Below are 12,556 nucleotides of genomic sequence, written 5' to 3'. Positions count from 1 at the left end.
GGATTCAGTGATGCGGCCGGGATTCCGCCGGCAGTACATCAAGAACGGCCGCCGGCATCTTCACATCGCGCATGCTCTGGCCTTCGGCGGGAATCTGCGACCAGTCGTTCGCGCCATGCTCGCAGTGCTGCACCACCTTGAACCAGCGACGTCCGGGCGCATCCGGCAGCTTCATCATCAGCGCGAACTCGTCGTAGTGCGCATCAGCCAGCAGACCACCGGTCCACGTGACTTCGACGACCCCCTCGCCGACCGGCTTGCCGTGATGCATCAGCGGCTGCGCCAGCTTTTGGGTGCGCACGGTGACGGTCCAGCCCGGCTTCACCATGGGTTTCACGCTGGCCATCGGCTCGGGCAGACGTACCGTGATGGCGGTGGTCGGCGAGCCTTCGCAGCCGTGGCCGACGCGGAAGGTGCCCTTGTAGTAGCTGCCGGCCGGCGCCGTCTGCTGCTCGAGCACGACATGCGCCGCGGTCACGACCGGCAGACCGAGCAGCGCGAATGCGAGGCAGTTCAGATATCGATTCATGTCACATTTTCCATTCGATGCCGGCATAGACGGCGCGGCCGTCGCCCGGTAGATAGACATTGCGGGCCCCGGCTGCCAGTGCGCTGAAGTCGCGCACGACATTGGTGCTCGCGGCATAGCGGCGGTCGGACAGGTTGCGCCCTTCGATGAACCACGAAAACTGCTTGCCGACCTGCTGCTGGACGCGCAGGCCGAAGAGGGCGTAGTCGTCGGCGAATTCGGTATTGGCCATGTCGACCGCGTAGCGCTGCGGCGACCATTCGGTGCTGGCTGCGATCTTCAGCGGACCGCCGGGCGCGGCGTGGAAGCGGTAGCCCAGCTCGCCGCGGAACAGCGTGCGCGGCACACCGGGCAGCCGGTTGTCGCCGAACAGCGGGTCGTTGTCGAAGCGGAAGTCGTTGTACAGCAGTGCCTGGCGCCATTCGAAGCCGGCACCGAAGCGACCGTCGGCCGCAAATTCGATGCCGCGATGGATCGTCTTCGGCACGTTCAGCGTGGTGCTGACCGGTGCGCCGCCCAGATTGAGCGTGTAGGCCAGCAACTCGTCGGTCACCCGGGCGTGGTAGAGCGCGAAGTCGTAGCGCCCCCATGCGAAGTCGCCGCGGCTGCCTGCTTCCCAGGTGGTCGCACGCTGCGTACGCAGCGAGTCGATCACCGTTGCGCCACCGGTCAGCTCGCCGAATGACGGCGGCTCGAAGCTGCGCGACACGTTGGCGAACACCTGCATCGACGGCGATACGTCGTGGCGCACGCCGAGCTTCGGGCTCCAGCCGTCGAAGCTGCGCGCAAAGCTATCGTCGCTGCCGGCGCAGGCCAGCGGTCCGCCGGCGAAGCACAGGTCGCGGCTCTTGCGGCGCGCATGCGTGTATTGCGTGCCGACGACCGCGGTCCAGGACGGCGCGAAGGTGAGCTGGCTCTCGACGTAGCTTTCGAGGTTGCGTGCGCTCGTGTCGAGCTTGTTGGTACGCCCGCCGCGACGGCCCGCGACATTCACGAAGCGATCATCGTCGGTGTCGCCGCGGGCGGCGCCGACGCCGGCAACCAGACGATGCGGCAAGCCGGCCAGCATGGCTTCGGACACTATGCGCAGTTCGGCGCCGAAGTCCTTGCTGCGCTGGTCGAGCACGTGGAAGATCGGGTGGAACAGGTCCTTGTCGACGTAGTAGGCCGACAGTTCGACCCGCAGGCCGTCACCGGCCAGCCACACGGTGCGGTTCGACACGCGCCACAGGTCTATGTCGCGCTTCTGGTCGCCGGTGATGTTGGCCAGCGCGGCCTGGCGCGGATTGGCCTGCAGCTGCGCACGCGTCAGATTGCCCGGCAGTTCGGAGTCGCTTTTCGCGGCCTGCATGAAGAAGCGGGTTTCCAGCGAAGGCGCGATGCGCAGCCCGATGTTGCCGACGACGCGCTGGGTGTCCTGCCGCGCATGGTCGCGAAAGCCGTCCTGAGTGAAGCTCGACAGGCTGAGATAGCCATCAATGTCGCCGGCGACGAAGCCGGTGGCGACCTGGCTGCGCAGATAGCCGAAGGCGCCGGTTTCCGCGCGCACGGTCAGGCGGGGTGCGTCGTGACCGGTGGGCGACACGTAATTGATGGCCCCGCCCAGGCTGCTGGCGCCGTACTGCAGCGCATTGCCGCCGCGCCACACCTCGATGTAGCGCGTGGCGAGCGGCTCCAGCACCTGGAAGTCGCCGCCGCCATCGGCCTGGTTGATCGGCACGCCGTCCTGCATCAGCTTGATGCCGCGCAGGTGGAAAGTGCGCTGCAGGCCGGAGCCGCGGATCGACAGGCGCGACTCTTCCGAACCGAAACGCGGCTGCACGAACACGCCCGCGCTGTAGCCGAGCGCATCCTGCAAGGTCGACACACGCGCGTCGCGGAAGGATTCGGCGTCGATCACCGAGGCGCCGCCCGGCGTCAGCGCCATCGCGGCACGGGCGGATTCGAGGTCGACCAGCGTCGTGGACAGGATGCGCCGGGCCTCGATGTGCAGCTCCGGCAGCTGAACCGTGGTGTCGGACGCCATCGCAAGACTGCTGAGGGCAAGGGCGAGGGGCGACAACGCGAACAGGCGCGCAGCGGCCACGAAGGTCGATTGCATGAAGGATGTTCCGTGATGCGGCCGCGCGACAGGGGCGCGACGAGGTCGGAGGCGGTGCGCACGACGGCAGGGCCGCGCGTCACCGGCAGATCAGGCGGGGGTCAGGCGTGCCGGGGTGGCGCGCGCGGAGACGCCGCAAGCGGCGTGAAGGTCGGAAACTCGGGCGCGAGCTGCGCCGGTGGCGGCTCGGATTCGGCGTGACGTGCAAACACCGCATCAGAGGCATGCACCGGCAGCGCAAAGGCGGTTTGCGCCATGCACCAAGGACAGTGGCCCGGCTTGACCGGTTGCGGTGTGCCCTCCGCGGACAGCGCCTGAACGCCGAACACGGTGCAGATTTCCGTCATCGCGGTCGGGTCGACCGACTGCTGCCAGCGCATCAGCGTCGGCAGCAATGCCTGCGCGCAGACCGCGAAGATCGCGACCAGCAGGGTCAGGCGGAAATGGGTGCGGAAGGCATTCATCGGCGCGGATGGTAGCGCGCCTGTCGATCGACATGCAACACGACGGACTGACGCGTGCCTGCTTGCGTTAACATGGCGCGTCGATTATCCAAGCGCCCGGCGCCGGGCCGCGCCAGAAAGTCCCACTACTGATGATCCGAAAGTTGCTGCGCCGGATATTCCGTCGCCCCGAAGACCACACCGGCCCGCATGCCAAACGCCCGAGCGGCCCGGTCAGCATCCCGATTGCCCAGCACGGAATTTCGCGCGACGCGCTGCTGCCGGCCGCACGCCGGGTGTGCGACGGGCTGCAGGCGGAGGGCTATCAGGCCTATGTGGTGGGCGGGGCGGTACGCGACCTCATTGCCGGCATCGTGCCGAAGGACTTCGACGTCGCCACCAGCGCAACGCCGGAACAGGTGACGGCGGTGTTCCGCCGGGCACGCATGATCGGGCGCCGATTCAAGATCGTGCATGTCATGTTCGGCCGCGACACGATCGAGGTGACCACTTTCCGGGGCGATTCCGAAGCGGTGACCGACGAGCACGGCCGCATCCTGCACGACAACGTGTTCGGCACCATCGAAGAAGACGCCGCGCGACGCGATTTCACGGTGAACGCGCTGTACTACGATCCGGCGACCGAAACCGTCATCGACTTCCACCACGGTGTGGCCGACCTCAAGCAGAAGACGCTGCGCATGATCGGCGAAGCACCGCGCCGCTACCGCGAAGACCCGATACGCATGCTGCGCGCGGTGCGCCTCGCGGCCAAACTCGGGCTGGTGATCGACCCGGACGCGCGCGAACCGATACGCTCGATGGCCAGCCTGCTCGAGAACGTGCCGCCGGCACGCCTGTTCGACGAAATGCTCAAGCTGCTCACCAGCGGTCACGCCGTCCGCTGTGTGCGCCAGCTGCGCGAGGATGGCCTGCATCACGGCCTGCTGCCGCTGCTCGACGTCATCCTCGAGCAGCCGATGGGCGAGCGCTTCGTCATGCTGGCGCTGGAGCGCACCGACGAGCGGGTGCGCGAAGGCAAGTCGATCTCGCCCGGCTTCCTGTTCGCCACCCTGTTGTGGCACGAGGTGCTGGCTGACTGGGAAAAGCGCAAGGCAGCCGGTGAATCGTCGATTCCCGCGATGTTCGAGGCGATGACGGTGGTGCTCGACCAGCAGGCCGAAAAGCTCGCCATCACGCGGCGCATCGCCACCGACATCAAGGACATCTGGGCGCTGCAGCCGCGTTTCGACGCCCGGGCCGGCAAGCGGCCCTTCCGCCTGCTCGAGCTGCCGCGCTACCGCGCCGCCTACGACTTCCTGCTGCTGCGCGCCGGCTCCGGCGAGGTGCCGCAGGAACTGGCCGACTGGTGGACCGAATTTGCCGACGCTGACGGCCCGACGCGCGAAGCCATGCTGCGGCCGGAAGAGGTCGCGAAGAAGCGTCGCCGGGTACGGCGCAAGCCGACCGGCAGCGCCCAGGTCGCGCCTGAATGACGATGCCGCAACTGCCTGTCTGGTTGCAGACCGGCGGTCTGCTCGTCCTGTCGAACATGTTCATGACTTTCGCCTGGTATGCCCACCTGCGCGATCTGAATCATCGGCCGTGGTGGCTTGCGGCACTGCTTTCATGGGGCATCGCGCTGTTCGAGTACCTGCTGCAGGTGCCGGCCAACCGCATCGGTCATACCCAGCTGACGCTCGGCCAGCTGAAGATCATGCAGGAAGTGATCACGCTGTCGGTGTTCGTGCCGTTCGCGCTCTTCTACATGCGCGAGCCGTTCAAGCTTGACTACCTGTGGGCTGCGCTGTGTATGCTGGGCGCGGTGTATTTCATCTTCCGCTGACCCGAACTTCCGACCGGAATACCGCACCGATGCTGGACAAAGCACGCTACATCGTCGTCGAAGGGCCCATCGGCGTCGGCAAGACCTCGCTCGCCCGGCGCCTCGCCGAACACCTGCAGGCGCCGACGCTGTTCGAAAAGCCGGAAGAAAATCCCTTCCTCGGCCGCTTCTACCAGAACATGGAGCGCTACGCGCTGCAGACCCAGCTGTTCTTTCTTTTCCAGCGCATGGAACAGCTGCGGGAGGTCGCGCAGGATGACCTGTTCTCCGGCCGCCTGGTGGCCGACTTCCTGATCGACAAGGACCCGCTGTTCGCGTCGATGAACCTGACCGATGACGAATACGCGCTGTACCGGCAGATCTTCACCGCGCTGAAGCTGCAGGCGCCGGCGCCGGATCTGGTGATCTACCTGCAGGCCGACGCCGATACGCTGGCCGACCGGGTACGCCGGCGCGGCATTGATGCCGAGCGGCGCATCAGCGAAAGCTATCTGGCTCGCGTGGTGGAGCGTTACGCGCGCTTCTTCTACCAGTACGATGCGAGTCCGCTGTTCATCGTCAATGCGGAAGAGCTCAACCCGGTCGACAGCGACGACGATTTTGCGCTGCTGGTCGAGCGGCTGACCCAGATGCGCTCCTTCCGCGAATTTTTCGGATACGCCACATGACCTATGTCCGCGATACTGACCCGGCCCGCCGCCCGGTCACGCTGAATACGCTCACCCGCATGCGCACAGCAGGCGAACCGATCGCCATGCTGACCTGCTACGACTCGACCTTCGCGGCAGTGTGCGACGCCGTCGGAGCCGACGTGCTGCTGGTCGGCGACTCGCTCGGCAATGTGCTGCAGGGCCACGACACGACGCTGCCGGTCACCATCGACGAGATGGCCTACCACACGGGCTGCGTGGCACGCGGATTGCGCAACGTCGAGGGCCGCGCCTTCCTGATCGGCGACATGCCGTTCGGCAGCTATCAGGAAAGCCGCGAACAGGCGATGCGCAACGCCGTGAAGCTGCTGACCGCCGGCGCCCAGATGGTGAAGCTGGAAGGCGGCGCGCACATGGTCGACACCGTGCGCTTCCTCGTCGAGCGCGGCGTACCGGTGTGCGCACACCTGGGTCTGACGCCGCAATCGGTGCACCAGCTCGGCGGCTACCGCGCGCAGGGTGTGACCACCGAATCGGCCGAACGACTGAAGACCGATGCCGCGCTGCTCGACGACGCCGGCGCCTCGATGCTGGTGATGGAAATGGTGCCGGCCCGACTGGCGACGGACGTCACGGCGGCGCGTCGCTTCATCACGATCGGCATCGGCGCCGGGCTGGACTGCCACGGCCAGGTGCTCGTGCTGCATGACGTGCTCGGCCTGTTCCCCGGCCGGCGTCCGCGCTTCGTGCGCAATTTCATGCCGGGCGCCGACGACGTGCAGGACGCGCTCGGCCGCTACATCGCCGCGGTCAAGGAGCGCAGCTTCCCCGGCCCCGAGCACGCCTACTGAGACGCCTCGGCGCGTCTTTTCCGCTCTTTCAGCCGCTCTTTTCGCCGCCGCCTCCCCGCATCCGCCATGCAGATACATCCGACGATCGACGGCCTGCGCGCCGCGCTTGACCCGCTGCGCGCACAGGGCGCGCGCATCGCCCTTGTGCCCACGATGGGCAATCTGCACGAAGGTCACGCCTCGCTGATGCGACAGGCCGGCACGCTGGCTGATGTCGTCGTCGCCAGCGTGTTCGTCAATCGCCTGCAGTTTGCCCCGCACGAGGATTTCGATCGCTACCCGCGTACCCTGGATGCCGACTGTGCCCGCATGCAGGCAGCAGGCGTGTCGCACGTATTCGCGCCATCCGAAGGCGAGCTGTATCCGCAGCCGCAGACCCTGCGCGTCGTGCCCGACCCGATGCTGGCCGACCTGCTCGAAGGCGCATTCCGGCCGGGCTTCTTCACCGGCGTCGCCACCGTGGTCGCCAAGCTGTTCAATATCGTGCAGCCGCAGGTGGCGGTGTTCGGCAAGAAGGACTACCAGCAGCTGATGGTGATCCGCCAACTGGTGCGCCAGATGGCGCTGCCGATCGAGATCGTGGGCGGCGAAACGCTGCGCGCCGACGACGGTCTCGCGTTGTCGTCGCGCAACGGCTACCTGTCCGCGGCCGAGCGCGCGCAATCGGTGCAGCTTTACCAGGCGCTGTCGGCGGCGCGTGATGCACTGCGGACCGGAGACCGGGAATTCGCCAGGATAGAACATGACGCCTTGTCGTTTCTTGAAGCCCGTGGCTGGTCTCCACAATATGTTGCAGTGCGACGACAAGCCGACCTACAATCGCCATCCGCTCACGAATCCAGTCTGGTGATCGTGGCCGCCGCTCTGCTCGGGACGACGCGCCTCATCGACAATCTGGAAGTGTAGGTCGCCACGACGCGCTCAAGGCCGGTGGTGTTCCAGCAGCGCTCTGTTGTGCGTGCTGCGGCACGTGCAGTGGTCGAAACAGCGCGATATCGAAGGAGCGCCCATGCAACGCACCATGCTTCAGTCCAAGCTTCACCGTGTCACAACCACCCATTCCGAACTGCACTATGAAGGTTCATGTGCGATCGACCAGAATCTGCTGGACGCGGCGGACATCCGCGAATATCAGGCGATCGACATCTACAACGTGACCAACGGCGAGCGCTTTTCGACCTATGCGATCAGCGCGGAACGCGGTAGCGGCATCATTTCGGTCAATGGTGCTGCGGCCCGCAAGGCGGCCGCCGGCGACCTGCTGATCATTGCCTGTTTCGCGCAATACACCGAGGTCGAGCTGGCCCGCTTCGAACCGAAGCTGGTGTACGTCGATGGCAAGAACCGCATCGTGAACCAGCGCGGCCACATTCCGGTGCAGATGGCCGGCTGAACCGCGGCCTCTCTGCATCAACCCGCCAAGGCCCGCGTCATGCGGGCCTTTCCGCATGCAGCGATGTGAAACAATGCGAGTCTGTCCATCGACTTTTTCGCAATGAACCTGCACCTTCTGCGCATCTTCCACGCTGTCGGCGAGCACACCAGCTTTTCGCGCGCGGCCGAACACTTGGGCGTCAGCCAGCCGGCGGTATCGAAGGCACTGCGTGAGCTCGAAGACCAGCTCGACGTGGTGCTGATCGAACGTGGCGCGCGCGCCGTGTCGCTGACCGAAGCGGGTCAGGTGCTGTTCGAGTACGCAGTCGGCATCTTCGCGATGGAGCGCGAGGCGCTGGAAGCGCTCCAGGCCTATTCGGATCTGGAGCGCGGCCGCCTGCGCATTGGCGCCAGCATGACTGTGGCGGCCTACTGGTTGCCCGGTTATGTGGCGGACTTCGCCCAGGCGCATCCAGGGGTGTCGCTGAGCCTGACCAGCGCCAATACGCAAACCATCGCCGAAAGCCTGCTCGCCTGCGAGGTCGACATCGCGCTGGTCGAAGGCCCGGTCGAGGATGAGCGCATCGAGTCACGCCCCTGGCGCGAGGAAGCGCTGCTGATCGTCGCACCGCCCGACGGCGCGCTGGCCAAAGCCGGCGAAATCACGGTCGAGGCGCTGTCGCAGGCCACATGGGTGGTGCGCGAACCCGGCTCGGGTACGCGCGAAGTCGTGAATCGCTGGCTGGACAAGCTGGGTATCCGCCCCGCCCGGCTGATCGAAGCCGGCAGCACGGAAGCCGTCATCCAGACCGTGGCCGCCGGCGGCGGTGTTTCAATGGTGCCGCGGGTCAGTTCGGCGGACCAGATCGCGCTCGGCAAGGTCGCCACCTTGACGCTGCCCGGCGTGCAGTTGAGCCGCCAGCTCTATCGCCTGCGCCTGCCACGCCGTCCGCTCAGCCCGGCTGCGCTGGCTTTCGAGGCGATGATCGCGACGGATTGAGGCAGATGCAAGTTTCAAGATTCAAGATGCAAGGAGAGACTGGCGCCGCGTTCCTTGCATCTTGCATCTTGCAACTTGCATCTTTCACCTGCCGTCAAGCCAAAGCCCGGCTGACGACCTCGGCGACATCCGGCGACAGCCCGGATTGTGCGGCGATGCTTTCAAGCGCGGTGCGGGCATGCGCCTGGCGGCCGTCGTCGAAGCGACGCCAGCGGTCGAAGGCGCGTGCCACGCGTGAGGCCACCTGCGGATTCACCGGATCGAGCTCCCGGATGACGCCGGCCGCATAGCTGTAACCCGAGCCATCCGCCGCATGGAAGTGCAGCGGGTTGGCGGCGCAGAAGGTGCGCACCAGCGCGTACACCTTGTTCGGATTCTTGAGATCGAAGGCTTCGTGCGCCATCAATTCGCGCACGCGTGCTGTCGTGCCGACCGCCGGCGAGGTCGCCTGCACCGTCAACCATTTGTCCACCACCAGGGCTTCGTGCTTCCAGCGCGCGTAGAATTCGGCGAGCGCGACCTCGCGCAGTGGCGTTTCGCTGTGCGCCAGCAGGGTAAGCGCAGCCGACTGGTCGGTCATGTTGTCGGCATCGCGGAACTGCGCCAGCGCGCGCAGTTGCAGTGCCGGGTCGTCCAGTTCCATCAGATAGCCCAGCGCCAGATTGCGCAATGCACGCCGGCCCATCGCCGCGGCGTCGGGTACATAGGGGTCGATCACGGCAAGGGAATCGAGCAGCGCCTCGAACTGCGGGCGCAAGGCCTGCGCCAGCGTGCGGCGGAACAGCCGGCGTACCCGGTGAGCGGCATCCGGATCGATCACCGTCATCTGGTCGCCGAGCCAGATTTCCGACGGCAGCGCCAGCGCCTCGGCGGCGAAGGCCGGATCTTGCGCTGCCTTGCCAAGGGTCTCGGTGAAGGCGTCGACGAACACTGCTGGCACCTCCGCCACGCCGCCTGACTGCACGATTGCCACGCCGGCGAGCATGAGCCTCGTGGCCAGTCGCTGGCCGGCTTCCCAGCGGTTGAACTCATCGCTGTCATGCGCCATCAGCGTTGCCAGCGTGCTGTCCGGGCAGTCGAACAGCAGCGTCACCGGCGCCGAGAAATTGCGCAGCAGCGATGGCAGCGGCGCTTGAGTCAGGCGATGCGCCGACAGGTCGAAGTCGAAGGTCTGCGCCGTTTCGGTCAGCGACAGCACCGTGGTTGGCAGGATTTCCCGGCCATCCGGCGTAAGCAGGCCGACGGCGACCGGAATGTGCAACGGGCCGCGTTCAAGCGAAATGCCTTCCTGCGCGAGACGCTTCTCGTACGCTGTGGGCGGGTTGTCCTGTGCCAGAGTGAGGCGATAGCGGCCGGATGCAACATCGAAGTCGGCGTCGGCCTTCAGCGTCGGCGTGCCGGCCTGCTCGTACCAGCGACGGAATCGGGACAGATCGACGCCGCTCGCGTCCTGCATGGCCGATACGAAGGCATCGCAGGTGACCGCCTGCCCGTCATGGCGCTCGAAGTACAGCTTCATGCCGCGCTGGAAACCGTCTTCGCCGAGCAGCGTATGGATCATGCGCACCACCTCGGCCCCCTTCTCGTAGACCGTGGCGGTGTAGAAGTTGTTGATTTCCTCGTAGCTGGCCGGACGCACCGGGTGGGCCATCGGGCCGGCATCCTCAGGAAACTGCGCTGCGCGCAGTCCGCGGACCTCCTGGATGCGCTGCACGGCACGCGAATACATGTCCGAGCCGTACTCCTGGTCGCGGAACACGGTCAGGCCTTCCTTCAGCGACAGTTGGAACCAGTCGCGGCAGGTGACGCGGTTGCCGGTCCAGTTGTGGAAGTACTCGTGCGCGACCACGCGGTCGATGTTCATGTAGTCGAGATCGGTGGCGATGTCGGGGCGCGCCAGCACGTACTTCGTGTTGAAGATGTTCAAGCCCTTGTTTTCCATCGCGCCCATGTTGAAGTCGCCGACGGCGACGATCATGTAGCGGTCCAGATCCAGTTCGAGGCCGAAACGCTCCTCGTCCCAGCGCATCGACTTCTTCAGCGCGTGCATCGCGAAATCGCACTGGTCGAGCTTGCCCGGTTCGACGTAGATCGCCAGATCGACTTCGCGCCCGGAGGCGGTCGTGTAGCGGTCGTCCTGCCGGTCGAGCTTCGCGACGACCATGGCGAACAGGTAGCACGGCTTGGGAAACGGATCGACCCAGCGCGCCCAGTGACGGCCGCCCGATTCGTCACCGCTGGCTTCCAGGTTGCCATTGGCCAGCAGATCGGGGAAACGTTCTCGGCTGGCGTGCAGGGTCACCGTGTATCGCGACATCACGTCGGGCCGATCCGGGAAAAACGTGATGCGGCGGAAACCTTCGGCCTCGCACTGCGTGAAATAGCCATCCTTCGAACGAAACAACCCGGACAGCGTCGTGTTGACGTCGGGCCGGATGCGCACCCGGGTGGTCAGCCGGCACTTTTCGGGTAGCTCGGTCAGCACGAGCCGGCCGTCTTTCAGCAGACTGACCGGGTTGTCCAGCGTGACGTCGTCAACACGGACGTCGATCAGCTCAAGTGCTTCGCCGTCGAGTTCCAGATCGGCCCGGGGTGCATTTTCGTTGCGCCGCACAAGCATGGCTGCACCAACCATCGTGTCGCCGTTGTCGGCGATCGACACATCAAGGTCGATGGTATCCACCCACCAGGCGGGCGCACTGTAGTCCCGCAGATGGATGGCGCGCGAAAAAGAGTTCTTCATTTGTTAACTTCCGTGTCGATAACAGCAGGGGCAGCCGTTCGAACGCTGCCTTGAACAAGGGTTCGCAACGATCGCACATTGCGGCAAAGTCAGTCTGCATGCGGCTGCGCCGAAGATCCTGCGTACGGGCACAGGGAGCAGATAGGGTATTTGGCGCTTTATCTGCAGGCCGGGTTAACCCTTAGTCCGGGTGACCTAAGTTCTGAAGAATGACACATCGCAGCATTACCATCGAACCAACAACTCAAAAGGTATGCCATGGGTGCAATTTTGAATGAAGCGGCGTCGGAATCGCGCCAACAGCATAACGAGCCGACCCCACGCTCCACGCGGGAACATGCGGCATGGCCGAGATTTTCGGCGAATGCATCGCGCCACGCCGAAATCGGAGCCAACGGTCAGCCCGTGGCGGCAGCGGGTCTTCGCAACTGGACAGCCGGCGAGCTTGCTGCCCTGTTGTGCGAAGTTCTCAAGCGCGAACATGCAGCGCTGGCGGCCTGTCACGGGCAACGCGTCGAAGCCGACTGGATTCCGCTCGCACGCTCGCTCGCCATCCGCCTGGCCGAGACGCCGGGCATGACGCTGGCGGCCAGCCCGCTGAAAACCCGCTTCCTGCTGCGCGAACAGATCGGCGCCTGGCTGGTGCACAACGCGCTTGATGTCGATACCGCGCATTCGGTGCTGATCGCGCTGCCCGACAGCTGGAATTCCGGTCGCGTGCTCTCCTATCTGTTCCGCCATGAGATTGCACCGATGCACTACGTGACGGCATCCGTACGCAGCAACAACCAGCCCATCTCCGGCACCACCCCGATCCGAGAAGAGTTCAGCGTCAGCGCCTGACGCCGGAGTGGCATTCAGCCACTTTCCGGTCGCACCCCATGCACATCAAAAAAGAGGTGGTCGTAGCCAAAAGCCGCGACCACCTCTTTTTTGGATTCGACGGAAGCGTAGCACGCGATGCTGCGGGCCGACGCGTCTGCAGCGCGTTCCCGCAACCCAAACCAAAAAGGCCAGTT

The 12,556-nt window shown here is 65.5% G+C and carries 12 protein-coding genes; 8 read left to right on the top strand and 4 right to left on the bottom strand.

Translation table 11 applies throughout. The features are described from left to right. Nucleotides 1-4 precede the first annotated feature (4 nt). The 3 genes from NMQ16_RS05530 to NMQ16_RS05520 all read right to left on the bottom strand — a co-directional run bounded on the left by NMQ16_RS05530 (nt 5) and on the right by NMQ16_RS05520 (nt 3,094). A complete protein-coding gene (locus tag NMQ16_RS05530) occupies nt 5-529 on the bottom strand; it encodes a YcnI family protein (RefSeq protein ID WP_257079515.1) in 525 nt (174 codons plus the stop codon). Nucleotide 530: 1 nt separating this feature from the next. After that, nucleotides 531-2,630, bottom strand: coding sequence for a TonB-dependent receptor (locus NMQ16_RS05525; RefSeq protein WP_257079514.1), 2,100 nt, complete (start codon nt 2,628-2,630; stop codon nt 531-533). Between the two features lie 101 nt (nt 2,631-2,731). Continuing rightward, nucleotides 2,732-3,094, bottom strand: coding sequence for a DUF2946 family protein (locus NMQ16_RS05520; RefSeq protein ID WP_257079513.1), 363 nt, complete (start codon nt 3,092-3,094; stop codon nt 2,732-2,734). 131 nt (nt 3,095-3,225) lie between these two features. On the opposite strand from NMQ16_RS05520, the gene pcnB reads away from it, so the two are divergent. The 7 genes from pcnB to NMQ16_RS05485 all read left to right on the top strand — a co-directional run bounded on the left by pcnB (nt 3,226) and on the right by NMQ16_RS05485 (nt 8,794). Beyond that, on the top strand, nt 3,226-4,569 hold the full coding sequence (pcnB, locus tag NMQ16_RS05515) for a polynucleotide adenylyltransferase PcnB (protein ID WP_257079512.1): 1,344 nt from the start codon (nt 3,226-3,228) through the stop codon (nt 4,567-4,569). Then, entirely contained in the window at nt 4,566-4,919 is a 354-nt protein-coding gene (locus NMQ16_RS05510; RefSeq protein ID WP_257079511.1) for a DMT family protein, read from the top strand. Before pcnB ends, NMQ16_RS05510 begins: the two co-directional genes overlap by 4 nt. A gap of 29 nt (nt 4,920-4,948) precedes the next feature. Next, a complete protein-coding gene (locus NMQ16_RS05505; protein ID WP_257079510.1) occupies nt 4,949-5,587 on the top strand; it encodes a deoxynucleoside kinase in 639 nt (212 codons plus the stop codon). After that, the gene (gene panB / locus NMQ16_RS05500; RefSeq protein ID WP_257079509.1) at nt 5,584-6,420 is read left to right on the top strand and encodes a 3-methyl-2-oxobutanoate hydroxymethyltransferase; all 837 of its coding nucleotides are present in this window, start codon (nt 5,584-5,586) and stop codon (nt 6,418-6,420) included. Before NMQ16_RS05505 ends, panB begins: the two co-directional genes overlap by 4 nt. A 66-nt stretch (nt 6,421-6,486) precedes the next feature. Next, nucleotides 6,487-7,326 (top strand): pantoate--beta-alanine ligase, encoded by an 840-nt coding sequence (panC, locus tag NMQ16_RS05495; RefSeq protein ID WP_257079508.1) that lies wholly within the window; start codon nt 6,487-6,489, stop codon nt 7,324-7,326. Nucleotides 7,327-7,429: 103 nt separating this feature from the next. Then, entirely contained in the window at nt 7,430-7,813 is a 384-nt protein-coding gene (panD, locus tag NMQ16_RS05490) for an aspartate 1-decarboxylase (protein WP_257079507.1), read from the top strand. A 102-nt stretch (nt 7,814-7,915) separates the two neighbouring features. Continuing rightward, a complete protein-coding gene (locus NMQ16_RS05485; protein ID WP_257079506.1) occupies nt 7,916-8,794 on the top strand; it encodes a LysR family transcriptional regulator in 879 nt (292 codons plus the stop codon). Between the two features lie 94 nt (nt 8,795-8,888). On the opposite strand, the gene pepN is transcribed toward NMQ16_RS05485, so the two are convergent. Then, nucleotides 8,889-11,537, bottom strand: a complete 2,649-nt coding sequence (gene pepN / locus NMQ16_RS05480) for an aminopeptidase N (RefSeq protein WP_257079505.1) — start codon at nt 11,535-11,537, stop codon at nt 8,889-8,891. 456 nt (nt 11,538-11,993) lie between these two features. Here pepN and NMQ16_RS05475 point away from each other — a divergent pair, with 456 nt between their 5' ends. Next, on the top strand, nt 11,994-12,380 hold the full coding sequence (locus NMQ16_RS05475; RefSeq protein ID WP_257079504.1) for a hypothetical protein: 387 nt from the start codon (nt 11,994-11,996) through the stop codon (nt 12,378-12,380). Nucleotides 12,381-12,556 lie beyond the last annotated feature (176 nt).

Source organism: Methyloversatilis sp. XJ19-49 (genome assembly GCF_024580145.1).
In the GTDB taxonomy this organism is placed as follows: domain Bacteria; phylum Pseudomonadota; class Gammaproteobacteria; order Burkholderiales; family Rhodocyclaceae; genus Methyloversatilis.
Note: the sequence above shows the minus strand (reverse complement) of the source record. Positions and strands in the feature narration are given on the sequence as shown.